19 protein-coding genes are annotated in these 21,858 nt (G+C 71.4%); 9 read left to right on the top strand and 10 right to left on the bottom strand.

The features are described 5' to 3' along the window. Window positions 1-72: 72 nt before the first annotated feature. Genes pgl through tkt form a run of 6 tightly spaced genes read right to left on the bottom strand, consistent with a single transcriptional unit; the run spans window position 73 to window position 8,188 of the window. Complete coding sequence (gene pgl / locus AC3RJ7_RS07395; RefSeq protein ID WP_491455139.1) at window positions 73-843, bottom strand: 6-phosphogluconolactonase; 771 nt, start codon at window positions 841-843, stop codon at window positions 73-75. Beyond that, the gene (locus AC3RJ7_RS07400) at window positions 840-1,799 is read right to left on the bottom strand and encodes a glucose-6-phosphate dehydrogenase assembly protein OpcA (RefSeq protein WP_491455140.1); all 960 of its coding nucleotides are present in this window, start codon (window positions 1,797-1,799) and stop codon (window positions 840-842) included. Before AC3RJ7_RS07400 ends, pgl begins: the two co-directional genes overlap by 4 nt. Next, on the bottom strand, window positions 1,796-3,337 hold the full coding sequence (gene zwf, locus AC3RJ7_RS07405; RefSeq protein WP_491455141.1) for a glucose-6-phosphate dehydrogenase: 1,542 nt from the start codon (window positions 3,335-3,337) through the stop codon (window positions 1,796-1,798). Before zwf ends, AC3RJ7_RS07400 begins: the two co-directional genes overlap by 4 nt. Window positions 3,338-3,357: 20 nt before the next feature. Then, on the bottom strand, window positions 3,358-4,962 hold the full coding sequence (locus AC3RJ7_RS07410) for a phosphoglucose isomerase-related protein (protein ID WP_491455142.1): 1,605 nt from the start codon (window positions 4,960-4,962) through the stop codon (window positions 3,358-3,360). Next, window positions 4,959-6,068, bottom strand: coding sequence for a transaldolase (gene tal / locus AC3RJ7_RS07415; RefSeq protein WP_491455143.1), 1,110 nt, complete (start codon window positions 6,066-6,068; stop codon window positions 4,959-4,961). The genes AC3RJ7_RS07410 and tal overlap by 4 nt, the downstream gene beginning before the upstream one ends. A 26-nt stretch (window positions 6,069-6,094) precedes the next feature. Further along, window positions 6,095-8,188 (bottom strand): transketolase, encoded by a 2,094-nt coding sequence (tkt, locus tag AC3RJ7_RS07420; protein WP_491455144.1) that lies wholly within the window; start codon window positions 8,186-8,188, stop codon window positions 6,095-6,097. A gap of 315 nt (window positions 8,189-8,503) precedes the next feature. Here tkt and AC3RJ7_RS07425 point away from each other — a divergent pair, with 315 nt between their 5' ends. After that, window positions 8,504-9,424 carry a heme o synthase gene (locus AC3RJ7_RS07425; protein WP_491455145.1) on the top strand — a complete coding sequence of 307 codons (921 nt, stop codon included), beginning with the start codon at window positions 8,504-8,506 and terminating at the stop codon, window positions 9,422-9,424. 1 nt (window position 9,425) lies between these two features. Here AC3RJ7_RS07425 and AC3RJ7_RS07430 read toward each other — a convergent pair whose 3' ends face one another. Beyond that, complete coding sequence (locus AC3RJ7_RS07430; protein ID WP_491455146.1) at window positions 9,426-9,656, bottom strand: hypothetical protein; 231 nt, start codon at window positions 9,654-9,656, stop codon at window positions 9,426-9,428. 131 nt (window positions 9,657-9,787) lie between these two features. On the opposite strand from AC3RJ7_RS07430, the gene AC3RJ7_RS07435 reads away from it, so the two are divergent. After that, on the top strand, window positions 9,788-12,658 hold the full coding sequence (locus AC3RJ7_RS07435; protein ID WP_491455147.1) for a helix-turn-helix transcriptional regulator: 2,871 nt from the start codon (window positions 9,788-9,790) through the stop codon (window positions 12,656-12,658). Window positions 12,659-12,694: 36 nt separating this feature from the next. Here the strand turns inward: AC3RJ7_RS07435 and AC3RJ7_RS07440 are convergent, their stop codons facing one another. Beyond that, window positions 12,695-12,940, bottom strand: a complete 246-nt coding sequence (locus AC3RJ7_RS07440) for a hypothetical protein (protein WP_491455148.1) — start codon at window positions 12,938-12,940, stop codon at window positions 12,695-12,697. Window positions 12,941-13,055: 115 nt separating this feature from the next. Further along, window positions 13,056-13,964, bottom strand: coding sequence for a COX15/CtaA family protein (locus tag AC3RJ7_RS07445; protein WP_491455149.1), 909 nt, complete (start codon window positions 13,962-13,964; stop codon window positions 13,056-13,058). Between the two features lie 254 nt (window positions 13,965-14,218). Between AC3RJ7_RS07445 and sufB the strand changes: the two genes are divergently transcribed. The 5 genes from sufB to AC3RJ7_RS07470 are packed head-to-tail and all read left to right on the top strand — an operon-like array spanning window position 14,219 to window position 18,330. Beyond that, entirely contained in the window at window positions 14,219-15,637 is a 1,419-nt protein-coding gene (sufB, locus tag AC3RJ7_RS07450; RefSeq protein WP_491455150.1) for a Fe-S cluster assembly protein SufB, read from the top strand. 3 nt (window positions 15,638-15,640) lie between these two features. Then, window positions 15,641-16,822, top strand: a complete 1,182-nt coding sequence (gene sufD, locus AC3RJ7_RS07455) for a Fe-S cluster assembly protein SufD (RefSeq protein ID WP_491455151.1) — start codon at window positions 15,641-15,643, stop codon at window positions 16,820-16,822. A 1-nt stretch (window position 16,823) separates the two neighbouring features. Then, window positions 16,824-17,150, top strand: coding sequence for a non-heme iron oxygenase ferredoxin subunit (locus AC3RJ7_RS07460; protein WP_491455152.1), 327 nt, complete (start codon window positions 16,824-16,826; stop codon window positions 17,148-17,150). A 50-nt stretch (window positions 17,151-17,200) separates the two neighbouring features. Further along, a complete protein-coding gene (gene sufC, locus AC3RJ7_RS07465) occupies window positions 17,201-17,980 on the top strand; it encodes a Fe-S cluster assembly ATPase SufC (protein WP_491455153.1) in 780 nt (259 codons plus the stop codon). Window positions 17,981-18,000: 20 nt separating this feature from the next. Beyond that, entirely contained in the window at window positions 18,001-18,330 is a 330-nt protein-coding gene (locus AC3RJ7_RS07470; protein ID WP_231430951.1) for a metal-sulfur cluster assembly factor, read from the top strand. A 66-nt stretch (window positions 18,331-18,396) separates the two neighbouring features. Here the strand turns inward: AC3RJ7_RS07470 and AC3RJ7_RS07475 are convergent, their stop codons facing one another. Further along, complete coding sequence (locus AC3RJ7_RS07475; protein WP_491455154.1) at window positions 18,397-20,457, bottom strand: M3 family metallopeptidase; 2,061 nt, start codon at window positions 20,455-20,457, stop codon at window positions 18,397-18,399. 102 nt (window positions 20,458-20,559) lie between these two features. Here AC3RJ7_RS07475 and AC3RJ7_RS07480 point away from each other — a divergent pair, with 102 nt between their 5' ends. Continuing rightward, window positions 20,560-21,000 carry a YdeI/OmpD-associated family protein gene (locus AC3RJ7_RS07480; RefSeq protein WP_491455155.1) on the top strand — a complete coding sequence of 147 codons (441 nt, stop codon included), beginning with the start codon at window positions 20,560-20,562 and terminating at the stop codon, window positions 20,998-21,000. Window positions 21,001-21,009: 9 nt separating this feature from the next. Then, a complete protein-coding gene (locus tag AC3RJ7_RS07485) occupies window positions 21,010-21,831 on the top strand; it encodes a methyltransferase domain-containing protein (protein WP_491455156.1) in 822 nt (273 codons plus the stop codon). Window positions 21,832-21,858 lie beyond the last annotated feature (27 nt).

Genomic DNA, 21,858 nt, shown 5'->3' on the forward strand with positions numbered 1-21,858 from the left:
CCTCCGGGCGACGAGAACGGGGCGGGCCTGATGGCCCGCCCCGCTCGTCGTATCCCGGGATGCCCCGGCGCGTCAGTACTCGCGCGCGATGAGTGCTTCGGGCACCTCGGCGGCAGCATCCTTGTCGACGAAGAAGACGGTGCGGCGCCGTCCCTTGATGCCCGCGACGGGCACCTCGTCGCGGCTCGCGCCCGCGAGGGCCAGGCCGAGTGCCGAGGCCTTGTCGGCACCCGCGAGCACCATCCAGATTCGCTGGGACGCGTTGAGCACCGGTCGGGTCAGGCTGAGTCGCTCGGGCGGCGGCTTCGGCGAGTCGCGAACGGGGATGACGGTCAGATCGGTCACCTCGATGCCCGAACGGTGCGGGAACAGCGAGGCGATGTGGCCGTCGGGACCGACGCCGAGGAACGTGATGTCGAAGACCGGGTGGGCGAGGCCCTCGGCGGCGTGATCGGCGAGCTCGGCCGCGTACTCCACCGCGGCCTCGTCGAGCGTCAGGCCCGAGTCGGACGCCGGGAACGGGTGCAGGTTGTCGTCGGGAAGGTCGAGGTCGTCGAGCAGCGCCTCGTGCGACTGGCGGTCGTTGCGGTCGGCGTCGCCGGTCGGCACCCAGCGCTCGTCGCCCCACCAGAAGTGGACGCGCGACCAGTCGATCGACATGCGTGCGGGGGAGGCGGCCACCGCCTCGAGGACCGCAGCGCCCATCGACCCCCCGGTGAGGACGACGTGGACGAGGGGCTGGGCGTCGAGCAGGTCGAGTGTCTTGGTGATGAATCGTGCCGCCACCGCGCCGGCGAGCGCCGCCTTGTCGGGGTGCACGAGCACCCGCCGTTCGTTCGTCACGCGATCTCCTCTGCGCCGTCGTCAGCGAGGAGGCGGAGCCCCTTCGCGATGACTTCACCGTACAGCTCGTCGGGGTCGAGCCGGCGGAGCTCGTCGGCGAGGCAGTCGCGAAGGCTCCGGCGCGGCAGCGCCACGTCGTGCAGCGGCTGGTCGGGCTGGCGCAGTGTGGCCACGCCGGGCACGTCGCGCACGAGCTCGATGGGGCCGCTCGGGCGGTCGAGCCGCACGCCGTGGATGCCGTGCGAGCCCTCGTCGGCGCTCGTGAGCTCGACCGAGGTCGAGCAGCCGAGCTGCAGGCGCAGCCAGGCGCCGAGCAGCGTCGTCGAGGGCGAGTCGATCGCGCCCGAGACATGCACCGCGGTGATCGGCTCGTAGGGCGGCTGGTCGAGCACGGCGGCGAGTTGCGCACGCCACAGGGTGAGGCGGGTCCACGAGAAGTCGGCGTCGCCCGGGGTGTAGCTCGCCGCGAGCGCATGCAGCGCCGCCTGCGGATCGGGTTGGGTCGAGGCATCCGTGATGCGTCGCTGCGCGATGCGGCCGAGCGGCGAGCGGCCGGGCACCTCGGGGGCCGCACCCGGCCACCAGGTCACGACCGGGGCGTCGGGCAGCAGCAGCGCCATGACGAGGCTCTCCTCGTACCGCGCGGCGTCGCCACGCGCCCGGAGGATGATGACCTCGCTCGCACCGGCGTCGCCGCCCACCCGGATCTCGGCGTCGAGTCGGGGCGCGACCGCCTCCGATGCGCTGCCGGGCGCGATGGAGACCACGATGACGCGCATGGGATGCTCGCGCGACGCGTCGTTCGCCGCCTCGATCGCCTCCTCCTCCGCGTCGGGGGTGGTCGAGATGACGAGGGTGAGCACGCGGCCGAGGGCGACGACGCCGCCGTCCTCGCGGATCTTCACGAGGGTCTTCGAGACCTGGCTGGTGGTCGTGTCGGGAAGTTCGACGATCATGGTCGCCTCCAGGTGCGTCCGTCGCGAGCGAGGAGCTCGTCGGCCGAGCTCGGGCCCCAGGTGCCGGGTCGGTACTGCTCGGGCTGACCCTGGGTCGCCCAGAACTGCTCGATCGGGTCGAGGATCTTCCAGCTGAGCTCGACCTCCTCCTGACGGGGGAAGAGGGGAGGGTCGCCGAGCAGGACGTCGAGGATCAGTCGCTCGTAGGCTTCGGGGCTCGCCTCGGTGAACGCGTGACCGTACCCGAAGTCCATCGTCACGTCGCGAACCTGCATCCCGGCGCCGGGAACCTTGGAGCCGAAGCGGATCGTCACGCCCTCGTCGGGCTGCACGCGGATCACGAGCGCGTTCTGGCCGAGCTCGGAGGTCTGGCTGTCGGCGAAGAGCTGCTGGGGCGCGCGCTTGAACACGACGGCGATCTCGGTGACCCGTCGGCCGAGGCGCTTGCCCGCCCGCAGGTAGAACGGCACGCCCGCCCAGCGGCGGGTGCCGATCGTGAGCTTCATGGCCGCGTATGTCTCGGTCGTCGACTCGGGGTTCATCCCGTCCTCGTCGAGGAACCCGACGACCTGCTCGCCGCCCTGCCAGCCGCCCGAGTACTGACCTCTGGCGGTGCCCGTCGCGAGATCGTCGGGAATTCGCACCGCGGCGAGGATCTTCTCCTTCTCGGCGCGCAGGTCGGCGGCGTCGAACGAGATCGGCTCCTCCATCGCGGTGAGCGCGAGCAGCTGCAGCAGGTGGTTCTGGATGACGTCGCGCGCCGCGCCGATGCCGTCGTAGTAGCCGGCCCGGCCGCCGACGCCGATGTCCTCGGCCATCGTGATCTGCACGTGGTCGACGTAGTTCGCGTTCCAGATCGGCTCGTACAGCTGGTTGGCGAAGCGCAGCGCGAGGATGTTCTGCACCGTCTCCTTGCCGAGGTAGTGATCGATGCGGAACACCGAGTCGGGCGGGAACACGCTCGCCACGACGTCGTTGAGCTCCCGTGCCGACGCGAGGTCGCTGCCGAACGGCTTCTCGATCACGACGCGCCGCCACTGCCCGTCGCGCTGTTCGGTGAGCCCCGAGCGCTTGAGCTGCTCGGTCACGAGCGGGAACGACTTCGGCGGGATCGACAGGTAGAACGCGTGGTTTCCCATCGTGCCGCGCTCGCGGTCGAGCGTTTCGACGACGTCGCGCAGCCGGTCGAACGCCGCGTCGTCGTCGAAGGTGCCCATGACGAAGCGGATGCCGCGCGCGAGCTGCTGCCAGACGTCCTCGCGGAATTCGGTGCGGGCGTACTGCTTCACCGAGTCGTGCACGACCTGCGCGAAGTCCTCGTCCTCCCAGTCGCGCCGGGCGAACCCCACGAGGGCGAAGCCGGGCGGCAGGAGGCCGCGGTTGGCGAGGTCGTACACGGCCGGCATCAGCTTCTTGCGCGACAGGTCGCCCGTCACGCCGAAGATGATGAGGCTCGACGGCCCCGCGATGCGGTTGAGCCGGTAGTCCTTGGGAGATCGGAGGGGATTGTGATGCGCCGAGATCTCTGCCGAAACCACGTGCGGGTCCTTTCGTTCGGTCACCCGATGGCGTCGATGAGCGGGCCGAGGTTCGCGGCCGGATCGGTGAGCGTCAACGTGAGCACGGGTCGACCGTGCTCGGCGAGCACGCTCGCGTCGCCCGAGGCCTGGGCGGCGATGAGCTGCCCGAACGTGAACGGACGCTCGGGGATCGCGAGGTCGTCGACCGGGGTCTGCGTGAGCTGCAGGAACACGCCGACCGCGGGGCCGCCCTTGTGGAACTGGCCGGTCGAGTGGAGGAACCGCGGTCCCCAGCCGAACGTGACGGGGCGGGCCGCCCGGGCGGCGATCAGGTCGCGCAGCTTCGCGACCTCGGGGTGCGCGACGCGGTCGACGTACGCCTGGATCGACACGTAGCCGTTCGCCGGCAGCTCCTCGAGCAGCACATCGATGGCCGAGACGAGGTCGCTGGCCGCGCCGATCACCTCGGGCGTACCGCGCACCTCGATGCCGTCGGTGACGAACGCCGCGGGCTCGGGCGCGGGGCGGGCGTCGAGCAGGCCGCGCGCGGCGACCTTCGCAGACTCGACGTCGGGCTGGTCGAACGGGTTGATGCCGAGCAGGCGCCCGGCGACGGCGGTCGCGTACTCCCACACGAGCAGCTGCGCGCCGAGCGTACCCGAGACCCGGATGTCGCCCGAGGCGTCGTCGGAGAAGATCTCGTCGCCGGCGTCGTCGACGAGGCGCACGACCTGCAGGTCGGGCAGCGCCTCGCGGAGCTCGGGGGCCTCGGCGTCGAGGACGACGGGCAGGATGCCGGTGCCCTCCTTGCCCGTGGACTCGGCGATGAGCTGCTCGGCCCAGTCGGCGAAGCCCACGATGTGGGTGCCGTCGGCGACGATGCCGAGCTTGTCGCGCAGCGGTGCGGTCGCGGCGATCGCCGCGCCCAGCACCAGGCCGGGGTTCTCCGCGGAGTCGATCGCGAGCGAGAGTTCGATGGTCTCGGCCTCGTCGAGGATCTCGGCGATGTCGACGCCCGCGAGGCCCGACGGCACGAGCCCGAAGGCCGTGAGCGCCGAGTAGCGTCCGCCGACGTTCGGGTCGGCGTTGAAGACGCGGTAGCCGGCCGCGCGGGCCGACTCGTCGAGCGGCGAGCCCGGGTCGGTGACCACGATGATGCGGCCGGCCGGGTCGATGCCCGCGTCGCGGAATGCCTGCTCGTAGGCGCGGCGCTGGCTGTCGGTCTCGACCGTCGAGCCCGACTTCGACGAGACGACGAGGGCGGATGCCTCGAGCCGGTCGCCGAGCGCGGCACGGACCTGCCCCGGCTCGGTGGAGTCGAGCACCGTGAGGTCGACCCGCGCGGTGCGCGTGATGACCTCGGGCGCGAGCGAGGAGCCGCCCATGCCGGCGAGCACGATGTGCCGCACGCCGGCCGCCTCGAGCTCTTCGCGAAGCGCTTCGATCTGGGGAACGAGCGGGCGCGAGATCGCGACGGCCTCGGTCCAGCCGAGGCGCTTGCCGGCCTCGTCCTCGGCCGTCGGCCCCCACAGGGCCGGGTCCTGCGCGGTGATGCCGCTCGCGACGAGGTCGGCGACGAGCGTCGGGACCGTGCGGCGGACGGCGTCGGCGGCGGGGCCCGAGACGGAGATGCGGAAGCTCATCGGGCGGCCTCCAGCGCGGCGCGGACGGAGTCGAGCAGCTCGCCCCACGAGACGTTGAACTTCTCGACGCCCTCGCGCTCGAGGAGCGCCGTCACGTCGTCGTAGTCGACGCCGACCGACGCGAGCGCGTCGAGCACGTCGCCGGCCGACGCGTAGTTGCCGGTCACGGTGTCGCCCTCGATGACCGCGTGGTCGAAGGTCGCCTCGAGCGTCTTCTCGGGCATGGTGTTGACGACTCCGCGGGCGACGAGCTCGGTCACGTAGAGGGTGTCGGGCAGCGCCGGGTCCTTCACGCCGGTCGACGCCCAGAGCGGGCGCTGGAGGTTCGCCCCTGCCGCGAGGAGCGCCTGCGCCCGCTCGGTGGCGAACTGCTGCTCGAACAGCTCGTAGGCGAGTCGCGCGTTCGCGACGCCGGCCTTGCTCTTGAGGGCGAGCGCCTCGGGCGTGCCGATGGCGGCGAGGCGCTTGTCGATCTCGGTGTCGACGCGGGAGACGAAGAACGACGCGACCGAGTGGATCTGCGACAGGTCGTGGCCGGCGGCCTTCGCCTGCTCGAGCCCGGCGAGGTACGCCTCGATGACCTGGCGGTGACGGTCGAGGCTGAAGATGAGCGTGACGTTGACGCTGATGCCGGCGCCGATGGTCTCGCGGATCGCGTCGAGGCCTTCGACCGTCGCCGGGATCTTGATCATCGCGTTCGGCCGGTCGACCTTCGCCCACAGGGCCTTCGCCTGCGCGACGGTGCCCGCCGTGTCGTGGGCCAGGCCCGGCTCGACCTCGATCGACACGCGGCCGTCGACCCCGCCCGTGCGGTCGTAGACGCGGCGCAGAACGTCGGCCGCGGAGCGGACGTCGTCGGTCGTGATGTCGAAGACGGCGGTGTTCACGTCGGCGCCGGCCACGGCGAGCTCGTGCAGGTGCTCGGTGTAGCCGTTGCCGGCGGTGAGCGCGTTCGCGAAGATCGTCGGGTTCGTGGTCACGCCGACGACGTTGCGGTCGGCGATGAGGCGGGCGAGGTCGCCCGTCACGAGACGCTCGCGCGAGAGGTCGTCGAGCCAGATGCTGACGCCGGCCTCGGACAGGGCGGCGGTGGGGGAGCTGGTCATGGGAGTGTCTCCTCTTCTGGCTCGCGTCAGGCCGACGCGAGCGATTCCTTCGCGGCGGCGACGACGGCCTCGGCCGTGATGCCGAACTCGCGGAACAGGGTCTTGTAGTCGGCGGACGCACCGAAGTGCTCGATCGACACCGCCCGGCCGCGGTCGCCGATGTACCGGTGCCACGTGAGGGCGAGGCCGGCCTCGACCGAGACCCGGGCGGTCACCCCGCTCGGGAGCACGGACTCGCGGTAGGCGGCATCCTGCTCGTCGAACCACTCGAGGCTGGGCGCCGAGACGACGCGCGCGCCGATGCCCTCGGCGGCGAGCGTCTCGCGGGCCGCGAGCGCGAGCTGCACCTCGGAGCCGGTCGCGATGATGATCACGTCGGGCTCGCCCGACGCGGCGTCGGCGAGCACGTACGCGCCCTTGGCGGTGTTCGCAGCGCTCGCGAGCACCTCGCCGGATGCCTCGCCGTCGCCACGCTCGAACACGGGGATGTTCTGGCGCGTCAGGGCGATGCCGGCGGGCCCGCCGCGGCGCTTGAGGATCTCGAGCCAGGCGTGGGCGACCTCGTTGGCGTCGGCCGGTCGTACGACGTCGAGGCCCGGGATCGCGCGGAGCGTCGCGAGTTGCTCGATCGGCTGGTGCGTGGGGCCGTCCTCGCCGAGCGCGACCGAGTCGTGGGTCCAGACGAAGATCGACGGCACGTGCATGAGCGCGGCGAGGCGCACGGCCGGGCGCATGTAGTCGCTGAAGATGAGGAACGTGCCGCCGAACGCGCGCGTCGGGCCGTGCAGCACGATGCCGTTCACGATCGCGCCCATCGCGTGCTCGCGGATGCCGAAGTGCAGCACCCGGCCGTACGGGTCGCCCGCCCACTCGTGGGTCGAGTGCTCGGTCGGCACGAACGAGCCGCCGCCGTTGATCGTCGTCAGGTTCGACTCGGCGAGGTCGGCCGATCCGCCCCAGAGCTCGGGGAGCTCGGCGGCGAGGGCGTTGATGACCTTGCCCGACGCCGCCCGGGTCGACAGCTCGGTGCCGCCCTCGAAGACGGGCAGCGCGTCGGCGATGCCCTCGGGCAGCTCGCCGGCTTCGAGGCGATCGAGGAGCGCCTTGCGCTCGGGGTTCGCGTCGGCCCAGGCGTCGAAGGCCTGCTGCCACTCGGCGCGCGCGGCCGCACCGCGCTCGCGCGCGGCTCGGGTGTGCGCGATCACGTCCTCGGCGACGACGAAGCTGTCCTCGGGGTCGAAGCCGAGCACCTCCTTCGTGGCGGCGAGCTCGGCGCCGCCCAGGGCCGAGCCGTGGATCTTGCCGGAGTTCTGCTTGCCGGGCGAGGGCCAGCCGATGATCGTCTTCAGGATGATGATCGACGGCTTCGCCTGCTCGGCCTTCGCGGCCTCGACGGCGCGGTGGAGCTCTGCGACGTCCTCGACGTACTCGCCGGTCTTCTTCCAGTCGACGGTCTGGACGTGCCAGCCGTACGACTCGTAGCGCTTCGCCACGTCCTCGGTGAACGCGATGTTCGTGTCGTCCTCGATGGAGATCTGGTTCGAGTCGTAGATGACCACGAGGTTGCCGAGCTGCTGGTGGCCCGCGAGGCTCGACGCCTCGCTGGTCACGCCCTCCTGCAGGTCGCCGTCGCCGGCGATGACGTACACGAAGTGGTCGAAGGGGCTCTCGCCCGCGGGCGCCTCGGGGTCGAAGAGGCCGCGCTCGTAGCGGGCGGCGTAGGCGAACCCGACCGCGGAGGCGAGGCCCTGACCGAGCGGGCCCGTCGTGATCTCGACGCCGGCGGTGTGGCCGTACTCGGGGTGGCCGGGGGTCTTGGAGCCCCAGGTGCGCAGCGCCTTCAGGTCGTCGAGCTCGAGGCCGTCGCCGGCGAAATAGAGCTGCACGTACTGGGTGAGCGACGAATGCCCCGCCGACAGGATGAACCGGTCGCGGCCGAGCCAGGCGTGGTCGGCCGGGTCGCGGCGCATGACCTTCTGGAAGAGGAGGTAGGCGGCGGGGGCCAGGCTCATCGCCGTTCCGGGGTGGCCGTTGCCGACCTTCTCGACGGCGTCAGCCGCGAGCACCCGTGCGGTGTCCACCGCGCGATCGTCGATGGATTCCCAGTGCAGAGTTGCCACGAGGTGCAGTTCCTTCCGTTCGTGACGGCGACGGGAACTCGTCCCCGACCCGCCGAGGACGTTGCGGCGCGGTACCGCCGGGCGTGCGAACCGAACGGGATGCCTCGGGGGAATCGTGGATCGCAGCGCCAAGCGCGCAATCCTCAGTATATGGAGTTCGTGACGCGCGATGACGGGGTATGACTCACACGGCACGCCCGTGCATGTGAGGTTCGCGGGCACCGATCCGGGGCGCTGCGGTCGGATGGCCTAGAATCGTGGGGAGGCGGCGCGGCGCCCGGCATCGGCCTGCGCGCGCGCCTCGGAAGAGGAACGATGCAGGCAGCCGTAGACACCCGTGACGCCCGACCGGCGATGACCGTTCGGCGCAAGCTCGCCGCCTACCTCGCACTGACGAAACCGCGCGTGATCGAGTTGCTCCTCGTCGTCACCGCGCCCACGATGATCCTCGCGCAGCAGGGTCTCCCGAGCCTGTGGCTCATGCTCGCGACCCTCATCGGCGGTGCGATGAGCGCCGGCAGTGCGGGGGCGTTCAACTGCTACATCGACCGCGACATCGACCGCGTCATGAAGCGCACGCAGGGGCGCCCGCTCGTCACCGGCGAGCTCACCGACCGCGAGGCGCTCGTCTTCGCCTACGCACTCGGCGCGGCATCCATCGTCTGGCTCTGGGTCTTCACGAACTGGCTCGCGGCGCTGCTCTCGCTCGCGGCGATCCTGCTGTACGTCGTCTTCTACAGCCTCATCCTGAAGCGCCGCACCGCGCAGAACATCGTGTGGGGCGGCATCGCGGGCTGCATGCCCGTGCTGATCGGCTGGGCGGCGGTGACCGGAAGCCTCGACTGGGCGCCGTTCATCCTCTTCCTGATCATCTTCCTGTGGACGCCGCCGCACTACTGGCCGCTGTCCATGAAGTACAAGGACGACTACGCGGCGGCCGGTGTGCCGATGCTCGCCGTCGTGCGCGGCCGCGCCCAGGTCGGCCTCCAGGTGATCCTCTACGCGTGGGCGACGGTGGCCTGCTCGCTGCTGCTGATCCCCGTCGCCGACATGGGACTCGTCTACTCGACGGTGGCGGTCGTGACGGGCGTGTGGTTCATCTACGAGACCCACCGCCTCTACAACCTCGCGATCCGCCACGTCCAGGTCTCGCCGATGCGCGTGTTCCACGGCTCGATCGCCTACCTGTCGCTGCTGTTCCTCGCGGTCGGCGTCGACCCGCTGCTGCCCTTCTGAGTCAGGGCTGTTCGGGAATCCAGGCGGAGGCCCGAACGCCGGCGCCGGTGAGGTCGTCGCAGCGGACGAGCTGGGCTCCGATGCGTTCCAGCGTGCACCCGGCGGATACTCCGGGCGGCGCGATCGGGCCGATGTCCGGCCGGGCAGAGGCGATGCCGGCGGCGGAGACCGAGAGGAGTGCCGCTGCGGCGGCGGCGACGACCCCGGTGGCGAAGCGGCGTGCGGTGTTCATGATCGTTCCCTTCCGATGATTCGACGGCGCCCAGCCTCGACGTCGGCCGCGACGGTCGCATCGGGACCGAGCCCTGAGATCCGCGCGAGGAAACCTGAGATCAGCGCGCGATCCGGTGCCAGACTTGGATGGTGGCCGTGCTGCCCGAGCCGTCCGCACCGGTGCTCGTGGGCCGGGAACGCGAACTCGGAACCATCCGGCGACTCCTCGACCGCGCGGCGGACGGGGAATCGCAGTCGATCGTCGTCTCAGGAGACGCCGGCGTGGGAAAGACCGCGCTCGTCGCTCGTGCCTGCGCGGCGCCGTCGGCGGCGCTGACGCTCGCGGGCGCGTGCCTGCCGCTCACCACGATGACCATCCCGTTGATGCCGATCCGTGCGGCGCTGCGCCGGGAGCGATTCGGCGAGGATCCCGGGTTCTCCGCACTCGACGACGCCCGGGACGTCACCGTGCGCCTCGACGACTGGCTCGACCGGCGATGCCGGGAGCGCCCGGTCGTGCTCGTCGTCGACGACGTGCAGTGGGCGGACGGCTCGACGTTGGACGCGCTCATGTACGTCGTCGCCGGACCGGTGCAGCGACGGCTCTGCGTGATCGTCACGCTCCGGGCGGGCGAGGTCGGCCTCGGTCATCCGCTGCGACGCTGGCTCGCCGACGTGCGCCGGCTGCCGCGGGTGTCGGAACTCGTGCTCGAGCCGCTGGACCGGGCGGGCACCGCCGATCACCTCCGGGAGCTGCTCGGCGCCGTCCCGCACCAGTCGCTGATCGACGACGTGCACGGCCGGACCCGCGGCAACCCCTACTTCACTCGGCTGATGGTCGCCGGCCTCTCGCCCGATGCGCGGGTCGCGCCGGCCGCGTTCCCACCGGACCTCAGCTCGGCGGTCCTGCAGTCGTGGTTCCGCCTGTCAGACCCGACGCGACGGCTCGCGACGGTCCTCGCGGTGGCCGGTCGTGCGATGCACGCGAACGAGCTCGCAGCGATCGTGGGGGAGGACGTGGCGCTCGTTCGCACGCGGCTGCTCGAGGCCGTCGCGGCCGGGACGATCGAGAACGTCGACGGCGGGGCGTTCTGGTTCCACCACCCGCTGAACGCCGAGGTGCTCGAGGCGCAGCTGCCGGAGGACGAGCGTCGCGACCTGCACCGGCGCTTCGCGGATGCGATCGAAGCGACGGTGCCCGGCGACGAGCGCGCGGCGACGATCGTCGCCGTCGCCGACCACCGGACCGCGTCCGGGGAGCGGTCGGCCGCGCTCGCCTGGACCGTCCGGGCGGTGGAGGCGCTCGACGGCACGGGGGCGTGGACCGAGCAGATCCGACTGCTGCGGAGAGCCTGCGCACTCCTCCGTGACGGCCCGGACGATGGGGTGCTGCTCGACGGACTGCTCCGGCGTCAACGCGAGCTCGCAGCCGCCGCGGGCGCCACGCTCGACGAGCTGGAAGCCGTCGAGGCGCTGCTCGACCGGGCCGCTCACGGGGCCGGAGCCCTCGTCACCGCCGAGCTGCTGGTCCGGAGGATGCACCTCCGGTTCATGTCGGGTCGGGGCTTCATCGAGGTCGACGAAATGCGCGAGGCGGTCCGTCTCGCGGCGATCGATCCCTCGAGCGGCGAGTACGCACTCGCACTCGCCGAACTCGCCCACGCCGAGCTCTGGGCCGAACTGCCCGATGCCGCCGCGCACGCGCGCGAAGCCATCGCGGTGGCCCGCGGCGCGGACGACCCGCGCGCGCTTTCGCACGCCCTCGCCGCCGGCTCGATGGCCGCGACGTTCGCGGAGGACGTGGCGCTCGCGAGCACGTACGGCACCGAGGCGGTCGAGGCCGCGCTCGCTGCGCAGGACTGGATGGCGTTCGTCCACGCCGTGCTCTGGGAGGCCAACGCCATCGAGACGTGGGCATCGGCGTGGTTCGCCGACCGCATGGCCGAGCGGCGGCTCGAGCTCGTCGCGCGCGGCGGCCCGCCGGCCTACGTCGCGTGGCTCTCCTCGAACGAGGCGAGCGCCCTGCTCGCCATCGGTCGCGGCGTCGAGTGCGAGGAGCGGCTCCGCATTGCGCTCGGATCGAACGCCGGTCCGCTCGGCGACGTCGCGGCCCGCCTCACGGCGGCCCGGCTCGCGACCCTGCAGGGCCGCCAGCGCGAGGCCGGGGACCACCTGCTCCGCGCCGACGAGCTGTTCGCCGACGGGTCGGCGTTCCTCGCGTTCGAGTTCGACGCCGTCCGCGCCGAGGTCCGCCTCGGAGGACGGGATCCGCGCGGGGCGTTCGACGCGGCGATGGCCGGCGCGACCGGTCCCGGCGTCCGGCCGACCATGTGCGAATGGCTCCTCCCGCTCGCGGCGCGTGCGCTCGCCGATCTCTCCCGGGCCGCGCGTGATGCGGGCGAGGACCCCGGTCCGGTGCTCGCCGAGCTCGACTCGCTCGTGGAGCGGTTTCCGGCCGCCCTCCGGGACATCGGCATCGCCACGCCGCTCATCGAGCGGCAGATGTCCGCCTTCGACGCGATGTACGCGGCCGAGCAGGGACGGGCCCGCGGCGGAGGGGACGAAGCGGCGACATGGTCGGCCGCGGTGGAGGCATGCGTCGAGGCACGACTGCCGTGGGAGGAGGCCTACACCCGCTGGCGGGCCGCGGAGGCCCTGCTCGGTCGGTCGCGCGATCGGCGTGCCGCGGCCGACCAGCTCCGGAGCGGGCTCCGGCTCGCCCGGAGCCTGGGGGCGCTGCCCGTCGAGCGGGAGCTGCTCGACCTCGCCCGCCGCGCCCGTATCCCGGTCGAGGAGCCGTCGCGGGGCGGGTCGGAGATCCGGCAGCCCGTTCCCGGCCTCACCGCGCGCGAGCGCGAGATCCTCGAGCTCATCGCCGTCGGTCGAACCTACGGCGAGATCGCGCGCTCCCTCATGATCAGCGAGAAGACGGTGAGCACGCACGTCTCGCACCTGCTCGCGAAGACCGGTACGACGAACCGGGTCGAGCTCGCTCGGCTCGTGCACCGCGTCGAAGGGTGACGGCGCGCCGCCGACCTCACGGCGGCGGCGCGTCGATCAGTCGGCGAGTCGGTGGGCCCGGATCCCGCCGAGCGGCGAGAGGTCGTCGTCGACCGGGGCGTCGCACAGCCCGCGCGGCGCCTGCTCGCGGATGAACGGGGGCGCGCTGCACGCACCCGTCGATCCCGTCCGGATGTGCACCGCGCTCGTTCCCTCGGCGCCGTCGGTCTCGCCGATCCCGCATCCCGCCAGCACGGCCACCGCGACGGCGGCCGGGGCGACGAGGAGCATGCGAATGTTCATGATCGTGTCCTTCCCGTCCAAGGGACGGAAGTCACGATCCGCGCGATCGCAGGGGCCGGCATCGGGCGGGGTCCCTGAGATTCGCACGCGAACCCCTGAGGTGCGCGAGCGGCGTTCAGCGCGCGGATGCCTCCGCGGGGGCCGTGTCGGTCGACGGAGCGCCTCCCGTGACGGGGCGCTTGAGGCGGAGGATCACGACGGTGTACGACGCGGCCACGAGCGAGGCGAGCACCATGTGGATGCCGACCGCCACCGGGGGCAGGCCGCTGCGCGCCTGGTACAACCCCACGCCGACCTGCACGAGGACGACGAGCAGCGTCGCGACGAGCCAGCGGAACGGGCGCAGGCGCCGCGCCGCCGCCCATGCGGTGAGGACCACGAGGAGGGTGCCCAGGGCGTACCCGGGCCAGGCGTGCACATGTGCGAGCAGGCTCGCATCGACGCCCGTGCGGATGACGTCCGCATCGCCCGAGTGCGGGCCTGCGGCGGTCGTGAAGACGCCGACGACGACCGTCACCGCGAGGACGAGGCTCGTGACGTGTGTGAGGATCATGAACGGCTTCGGAACGGCCGGCTCCCGGGCGCCGGCGGGCTCGTACATCCGAGTGAGGAACGCGGCCGCGATGCAGACGATGACGACGGAGACGGTGTAATGGAAGCCGACGAGCGCCGCCGCGAGCTCCTGCCAGACGACGAACGCGCCGACGAGCGCCTGCACGATCACCAGGGCGAGCACGAGCACCGCCAGCACGAAGAGGTCGCGCCGCGTGCGCCGGTGCCGCCAGACGAGGATGAGCACGCCGATCGCGGCGATCAGGAGGGGACCGCTGATCGTGCGGTTCGCGAACTCGATGAAGCCGTGGATGCCGAGCTCGGGCGTCGGCGTCAGCGAGCCCGGCACGCAGACGGGCCAGTCGCTGCACCCGAGCCCCGAATCCGTGAGGCGCACCGCGCCGCCGGTCGCGATGATGAGCACGTTCAACACGAAGGAGGCCCAGGCGAAGATGCGGAGTGAACGGGGCACGCTGGTCGTTCCTGATCCGGATCGCGCTGTGACGGGGCTGGGAGTCCCGGGACTCACACGGCGGCGACCCTATAGACTTGAGTGGTTGGCGCAACTGTCGCGACGCGCGCGAGAGCGCGGCACGCAGGCACCAGCCATCTTAGGTTCGCACTGAAGCCACCCGCACATCATCCGCCGCTCGGCGAGAGCCTCGACTCGCAAGCAGGGGTGAGCCGGACTGATAGCCGGTCGGACGGGAGGAGAAGAGAGAGAGCATGACGGACGTACTGATCGACCGCCCCGAGCTCGAAGGGCTCGGCAATTACGAGTTCGGTTGGGCCGACTCCGATGCCGCGGGAGCCTCCGCCCGCCGCGGCCTGTCGCCCGAGGTCGTCGCCGACATCTCGCGGCTGAAGGACGAGCCCGAGTGGATGCTCCAGCGGCGTCAGCGCGCCCTGCAGCTGTTCGACCGCAAGCCGATGCCCACCTGGGGTGCCGACCTCAGCGAGATCGACTTCGACAACATCAAGTACTTCGTGCGGTCGACCGAGAAGCAGGCCCAGACCTGGGAGGACCTGCCCGAGGACATCAAGAACACCTACGAACGGCTCGGCATCCCCGAGGCCGAGCGCCAGCGCCTGGTCGCCGGCGTCGCGGCCCAGTACGAGTCCGAGGTGGTCTACCACCAGATCAACGAAGAGCTCGAGCGCCAGGGCGTCATCTTCATGGACACCGACACGGCCCTGCGCGAGCACCCCGAGTTCTTCGAGGAGTACTTCGGCACCGTCATCCCCGCCGGCGACAACAAGTTCGCCGCGCTCAACACGGCCGTCTGGTCGGGCGGATCGTTCGTCTACGTGCCGAAGGGCGTCCACGTCGAGATCCCGCTGCAGGCCTACTTCCGGATCAACACCGAGAACATGGGCCAGTTCGAGCGCACGCTCATCATCGCCGACGAAGACTCGTACGTGCACTACATCGAGGGCTGCACCGCCCCGATCTACAAGAGCGACTCGCTGCACTCGGCCGTCGTCGAGATCATCGTGAAGAAGAACGCCCGCGTGCGCTACACGACGATCCAGAACTGGTCGAACAACGTCTACAACCTCGTCACGAAGCGCGCCACGGCCGCCGAGGGCGCCACCATGGAATGGGTCGACGGCAACATCGGCTCGAAGGTCACGATGAAGTACCCGTCGATCTTCCTCATGGGCGAGCACGCCAAGGGCGAGACCCTCTCCGTCGCCTTCGCCGGCCCGGGCCAGCACCAGGACGCGGGCGCGAAGATGATCCACATGGCGCCGTACACGCAGTCGTCGATCGTCTCGAAGTCGATCGCACGCGGCGGCGGCCGCGCCGGCTACCGCGGCGAGGTCCGCGTCGACGCGAACGCCCACCACTCGGCGAACACCGTGCGCTGCGACGCGCTGCTGGTCGACACGATCTCCCGCTCCGACACGTACCCGGCGATCGACATCCGCGTCGACGACGTGCAGCTCGGCCACGAGGCCACGGTCTCGAAGGTCTCGGAGGAGCAGCTCTTCTACCTCATGGCCCGCGGCATCCCCGAAGACGAGGCGATGGCCATGATCGTGCGCGGGTTCATCGAGCCGATCGCGCGCGAGCTGCCGATGGAATACGCGATGGAACTCAACAAGCTCATCGAGATGGGCATGGAAGGATCGGTCGGCTAAGGGATGACCACCGCAATGCAGAGCACAGCCATGCCCACGGCCGAGCAGCACGGCCTCGTCGCGCACTCCGACGGGGCGTTCGTCCCCGTCCAGACCCGCTCCGAGCGCTTCCGCTCGGTGAACGTCGACGACTTCGCCCCGGTCAACGGCCGCGAGCACGAGTGGAAGCTCTCGCCCGTCGCCGCCTTCGCCGACCTGACGTCGGGCGAGCTCGACGGCTCGCGCCCCGAGATCGACGCCGACGAGGTCGACGGCGTGGCCGTCTCCTGGGTCGCCCGCGACGACGCTCGGATCGGCACGGCCGGCACGCCCGAGGAGCGCGCAAGCGCGAACGCGTGGTCGAGCTTCGACGAGGCCCTCCTCATCACCGTGTCGGGCGAAGACGAGAAGGTCGCGACGGTCACCCGCTCGGGCCTCGGCTCCGCGCCGCGCGCCGCGCACACCGTCATCGAGATCGCCCCGAACAGCCGTGGCCTCGTCGTCCTCCGCGGCACGGGCGACGCGCGCCTCACCGAGAACCTCGAGATCCTCGTCGGCGACGGCGCGCAGCTGACCGTCGTCTCGCTCCAGGAGTGGAGCGACGACTCGGTGCACCTCGCGAGCCAGTTCGCGAAGGTCGGTCGCGACGCGTTCCTCAAGCACATCGTCGTCTCGCTCGGCGGCAAGGTCGTGCGGGTCAATCCCTCGACCCACCTGGCCGAGCAGGGGGCCGACGTCGAGGCGCTCGGACTCTACTTCGCCGATGCCGGTCAGCACCTCGAGCAGCAGGTCTACGTGCACCACGACGCGCCGCACACCAAGAGCCGCGTGACCTACAAGGGCGCGCTCCAGGGCGAAGGCGCGCGCACGGTCTGGATCGGCGACGTGCTGATCGGACAGAAGGCGACCGGCACCGACAGCTACGAGCAGAACCGCAACCTCGTGCTCACCGACGGCACCCGTGCCGACTCGGTGCCGAACCTCGAGATCGAGACGGGCGACATCGAGGGCGCAGGCCACGCGTCGGCGACCGGCCGCTTCGACGACGAGCAACTCTTCTACCTCATGGCCCGCGGCATCCGCGAGGACGAGGCGCGCCGCCTCGTCGTGCGCGGGTTCCTCACCGAGATCGTCCAGAAGATCGGGTCGCCCGAGCTCGAGGAGCGCCTCACCGCCGCGCTCGAAGCCGAACTGCAGGGGAGCTGACATGGCCGCCGTTCGTGTCTGCTCGCTCGACGAGCTCGTCGAGAACCAGGCGTCGCGCTTCGTGCTCGACGGTGTGCCGATCGCCGTCGTGAAGGACTCGGCCGGCGACGTCTTTGCCATCGGCGACACCTGCACCCACGGCGACATCTCGCTCGCCGAGGGCTTCGTCGAGGACGACACGCTCGAGTGCTGGGCCCACGGCTCGAAGTTCTCGCTGAAGTCCGGCAAGCCCCTCACCCTCCCGGCGTACGAGCCGGTCCCCGTCTACCGGGTCGACATCGAGGGCGGCGACGTCCACATCGACCCCGCGGTCACGCTGACCGTCTGACCCACGCTTCCCCGGCCGCGGCCGGCTACCGAAAGAGAAACTCCCAGAACATGTCTGTGCTCGAGATCAAGAACCTGCACGTCAACGTCGAGACCGACCAGGGCACCCGCGAGATCCTCCGCGGCGTCGACCTCGTCATCAACGAGGGCGAGATCCACGCCATCATGGGCCCGAACGGCTCCGGCAAGTCGACCCTCGCCTACACGATCGCCGGTCACCCGAAGTACACGGTGGTCGAGGGCGAGATCCTGCTCGACGGTGAGAACGTCCTCGAGATGTCGGTCGACGAGCGCGCCCGCGCCGGTCTCTTCCTCGCGATGCAGTACCCGGTCGAGATCCCCGGGGTCACCGTCACGAACTTCCTCCGCACCGCGAAGACGGCCATCGACGGCGAAGCGCCGAGCGTGCGCACGTGGGTCAAGGACGTCCGCGAGTCGATGTCGAACCTCAAGATGGACTCGGCCTTCGCCGAGCGCAACGTGAACGAGGGCTTCTCGGGCGGCGAGAAGAAGCGCAACGAGATCCTCCAGCTCGAGCTGCTGAAGCCGAAGTTCGCCGTCCTCGACGAGACCGACTCCGGCCTCGACGTCGACGCGCTCAAGATCGTCTCGGAGGGCGTGAACCGCGCCAAGGCGAACACCGGCCTCGGCATCCTGCTGATCACGCACTACACGCGCATCCTCCGCTACATCAAGCCCGATTTCGTGCACGTGTTCGTCGCCGGCCGCATCGCGGAGCAGGGCGGCCCCGAGCTCGCCGACCGCCTCGAGGACGAGGGCTACGACCGGTACCAGGTCGCCGAGTCCGCGTCGGCGGCCGCGGCCGAATAGGGCGCGGGTAGACTCGCACCATGGTCACCTCACTCGCGCCCGAGCGCTACGACGAGGTCTCCGAGGCCCTGAAAGACGTCATGGACCCGGAGCTCGGGGTCAACATCGTCGACCTCGGCCTCATCTACGACCTCGGCTGGGACGACGAGAACGACGCCCTCGTCATCCACATGACACTCACGAGCGCCGGCTGCCCGCTGACCGACGTCATCGAGGAGCAGACCGCCGAGGCGCTCGACGGGGTCGTCGAGGCGTTCCGCATCAACTGGGTGTGGATGCCGCCGTGGGGCCCCGAGCGCATCACCGACGACGGTCGCGACATGATGCGCGCCCTCGGCTTCGCGATCTGACGCGCCGAAACACCGACACGAACCGGATGCCTCGTGCAGCAGTCGCTGCACGAGGCATCCGTCGTCTCAGGACAGGCCGCGGCGGGCGAGCAGCGCGTCGATCCGCGGCTCGCGGCCGAGCAGCGCCCGCACGGACTCGCGCGGATCGCGCGAGCCGCCGGGAGCGAGGATCTCGGCGCGGTAGCGCGCACCGTTCTCAGCCGTCGCGCCGCCGTGCTCCTCGAACCACGCCATGATGTCGGCGCCGGGCACCTCGCTCCAGACGTACGAGTAGTAGCCGGCGTCGTAGCCGCCCGCGAAGACGTGGGCGAAGTATCCGCTCGAGTACCGAGGGGGCAGCAGTTCGTCGGCGAGGCCCGCGGCCTCGAGCGCCGCACGCTCGAACCCGGCGACGTCCTCGGGACCGAGGGCCGCCGCGGCTCCGGCGCCGAGTCGATGCCACGCCTGGTCCAGGACGGCCGCGGCGAGGTACTCGGTCGTCGAGAACCCCTCCCCGAACGTGCGGGAGGCGAGCAGCCGTTCGACGTACTCGGCGGGGAGCGGTTCGCCCGTCTCGTGATGCACGGCGTAGTGCTCGAGGATCTCGGGCCGGAGCATCCAGAGCTCGTTCACCTGGCTCGGCAGCTCGACGAAGTCGCGGAAGACGTTCGTGCCGGCGAAGCTCGGGAACCGCACCCGCGCGAGCAGTCCGTGCAGGGCATGGCCGAATTCGTGGAAGAGCGTCTCGGCCTCGTCGGCGGTGAGGAGCGTCGGGTCCCCGTCGGCGGGCTTCTGCACGTTCAGGTGGTTGACGACGACCGGCAGGTCGCCCGTCAGCTCCGACTGGTCGACGAGCGAGCTCATCCAGGCACCGCCGCGCTTCGACGAGCGTGCGTAGAGGTCGAGCAGGTAGAGGCCGACGGGGGAGCCGTCGGCCTCGCGCACCTCGAAGACCCGCGCGTCGGGGTGGTGGCCGACGAGATCGGGCCGCTCGGCGAACCGGAGCCCGTAGAGGCGCGTCGCCGCGTGGAACACGCCGTCCCGGAGCACCCGGTCGGCCTCGAGGTACGGGCGCATCGCCGACAGGTCGACGTCGTGGCGCTCGGCCCGCTCGCGCTGGGCCAGATGGGTCCAGTCGGATGCCTCGAACGTGCGCAGCCCGTCGTGCACGGCCCGCGCCGCGAGGGCGGCCGCCTCGCGGCGCGCATTCGCCATCGCAGCCGGTGCGAGCCGCTCGAGCAATTCGGCGACGGCCTCGGCCGTTCCGGCGGTCTCGTCGGCGGTGACCGCGCTCGCGTGGTCGGCGAAGCCGAGGAGGTTCGCCCGCTCGGCGCGGAGCGCGACCAGCCCGAGGAGGATCGCCCGGGTGTCGTGCTCGCCTCCCGACGTGCCGCGCCCGCGCGAGGCGGCGAACAGCCGATCGCGCGCCACGGGGGAGTCGAGATCGGCGAGCACGGGCTGCTGCGTCGGAAGCACGAGCGGGATCAGCCAGCCGTCGAGTCCGCGCTCCGCCGCAGCGGCCCGCGCGGCAGCGCGGCGGCCGTCGTCGAGTCCGGCCAGCTCGTGTTCGTCGACGAGGTGCACGGCCCGGTCGTTGGAGTCGGCGAGGAGTGTCTGCTGGAACGCGGTCGTGAGCCCGGCGATGCGCTCGTTGAGCCGTTCGAGCGCGGTGCGGCCGCCAGCGTCGAGGCGGGCGCCTGCGAGCACGGCCACGCGATGCCGGCGGCGCAGCAGGTACGCCTCGTCCTCGGCGAGCTCGAGTCCGCCGGCGTCGAGTCGGGCGACGAGCGCGTCGAGGCGCGCGAACAGGCGGGGCTCGAGGAGCATCGCGTCGCGGTGCGCGGCGAGCCTCGGGGCGAACTCGGCCTCGATGGCATCGACGGCCTCGTCGGCGTCGGCCGAGCTGCGGTTCTCGAAGACCGGCAGCACCCGTCGGAGCGTCGCACCGGACCGTTCGAGGGCGAGGATCGTGTTCTCGAAGGTCGGCTGGTCGGCCTCGGCGGCGATGCGTTCGAGCTCGTCGCGCTGCTCGCGCATGCCGACTTCGATCGCCTCGCGGAAGTCGTCGGTCGTGATGAGCTCGAACAACGGCAGCCGGTACGGCAGCGGGCTCGGTTCGAGAAGCGGGTTTCGGCGCGGGTCGGTCATCCGTCAACCATAGGGTCGGGCCGCATCGCCGGCTCGGAGGCGCTTCGCGCGGGGTCGGCCGGGCGGCTACCGCTCGGGGCGTCGTCCAGGCAGGATCGGAGCATGACCGTCCGCATCAGCACCGTGCTCGCCCCCTTCGGCCCCGCCACCGCCATCGAACTCACCGACAGCCAGGTCGACGAGCTCGGCGGCGGCAAGCGGGCCGCGGTCGTCGTGGGCATCGCGGGACGCACCGCCCGGGTCCGCCTGGCCGTCATGGACGGCCGCAACGTCATCGGCCTGTCGAAGGCGGTTCGCGCCGAACTCGGCGTGGAGATCGGCGACGCGGTCGAGGCCACCGTGGACCTCGATACCGTCGATCGCGAGGTCGTCGTCCCGGACGACCTCGCGGCGGCGATCGATGAGGATCCCGCACTCCGTGCTGCCTTCGAAGCGCTGTCGTACTCGCGGCGCAAGGAGCTCGCACGCGGCGTCGCCGAGGCGAAGCGACCCGAGACGCGCGAACGCCGGATCGCGGCAGCAGTCGAGGCTCTGCGCGCGTAGGCTCTGGTCATGGAGAGCGAAGCGGCGTCCTCGCGCGACGCGTACACCCACGGCCACCACGCGAGCGTCCTGCGTATCCACGCGTGGCGCACCGTCGACAACTCGGCCGCGTACCTCGTGCCGCGCCTCGAGGCCGGTGCCGACGTGCTCGACGTCGGCAGCGGCCCCGGCACCATCACGATCGACCTCGCCCGCCGCGTCCGCCCCGGTCGGGTCGTCGGCATCGACGCCTCCGCCGACGTCGTCGGTCAGGCCGCCGGCCTCGCCGAGAGTGAGGGGGTCCGCAATGTCGAGTTCCGCACCGGCGACGCGTACGCGCTCGACTTCGACGACGGCGTCTTCGACGTGGTGCACGCCCACCAGGTGCTGCAGCACCTCGCGCGACCCGTCGACGCCCTGCGCGAGTTCCGCCGGGTGCTGAGGCCCGGGGGGCTGCTCGCGGTCCGAGACGTCGACTACGGCGGCATCATCTGGAGCCCCGCCTCGGCGGGTCTCCAGCGCTGGCTCGAGCTGTACCACGACGTGCACGACTGGAACGGCGGGGATGCCCACGCGGGCCGCCATCTCAAGCGGTGGGCGCGCGAGGCCGGCTTCTCCGATATCGTCGCATCGGGCTCCGTCTGGGTGTTCGCGAGCGACCTCGAGCGCGAATGGTGGGGCGGATCGTGGGCCGAGCGGGCGACGGAGTCGAGCTTCGCCGCGCACGCGATCGAATCGGGCCATTCGAATCCCGACGAGCTCCGGCGCATCGCGCAGGCCTGGCGCGACTGGGCGGCCGACGACGAGGGGTGGCTGCTCATGCCGCACGGCGAGGTGCTCGCCCGGGCGTGAGCGCCGCGACGGGCTTCGAGGCGTCGC

The sequence above is a fragment of the Agromyces solani genome (assembly GCF_058349925.1).

Bases quoted from the DNA above. Each gene is read 5' to 3' on its own strand.
- AC3RJ7_RS07400 (WP_491455140.1), bottom strand. From the start codon at position 1,799: ATGATCGTCGAACTTCCCGACACGACCACCAGCCAGGTCTCGAAGACC.
- AC3RJ7_RS07410 (WP_491455142.1), bottom strand. From the start codon at position 4,962: ATGAGCTTCCGCATCTCCGTCTCGGGCCCCGCCGCCGACGCCGTCCGC.
- tal (WP_491455143.1), bottom strand. From the start codon at position 6,068: ATGACCAGCTCCCCCACCGCCGCCCTGTCCGAGGCCGGCGTCAGCATC.
- AC3RJ7_RS07425 (WP_491455145.1), top strand. From the start codon at position 8,504: ATGCAGGCAGCCGTAGACACCCGTGACGCCCGACCGGCGATGACCGTT.
- AC3RJ7_RS07430 (WP_491455146.1), bottom strand. From the start codon at position 9,656: ATGAACACCGCACGCCGCTTCGCCACCGGGGTCGTCGCCGCCGCCGCA.
- AC3RJ7_RS07440 (WP_491455148.1), bottom strand. From the start codon at position 12,940: ATGAACATTCGCATGCTCCTCGTCGCCCCGGCCGCCGTCGCGGTGGCC.
- sufB (WP_491455150.1), top strand. From the start codon at position 14,219: ATGACGGACGTACTGATCGACCGCCCCGAGCTCGAAGGGCTCGGCAAT.
- sufD (WP_491455151.1), top strand. From the start codon at position 15,641: ATGACCACCGCAATGCAGAGCACAGCCATGCCCACGGCCGAGCAGCAC.
- AC3RJ7_RS07460 (WP_491455152.1), top strand. From the start codon at position 16,824: ATGGCCGCCGTTCGTGTCTGCTCGCTCGACGAGCTCGTCGAGAACCAG.
- sufC (WP_491455153.1), top strand. From the start codon at position 17,201: ATGTCTGTGCTCGAGATCAAGAACCTGCACGTCAACGTCGAGACCGAC.
- AC3RJ7_RS07470 (WP_231430951.1), top strand. From the start codon at position 18,001: ATGGTCACCTCACTCGCGCCCGAGCGCTACGACGAGGTCTCCGAGGCC.
- AC3RJ7_RS07475 (WP_491455154.1), bottom strand. From the start codon at position 20,457: ATGACCGACCCGCGCCGAAACCCGCTTCTCGAACCGAGCCCGCTGCCG.
- AC3RJ7_RS07480 (WP_491455155.1), top strand. From the start codon at position 20,560: ATGACCGTCCGCATCAGCACCGTGCTCGCCCCCTTCGGCCCCGCCACC.
- AC3RJ7_RS07485 (WP_491455156.1), top strand. From the start codon at position 21,010: ATGGAGAGCGAAGCGGCGTCCTCGCGCGACGCGTACACCCACGGCCAC.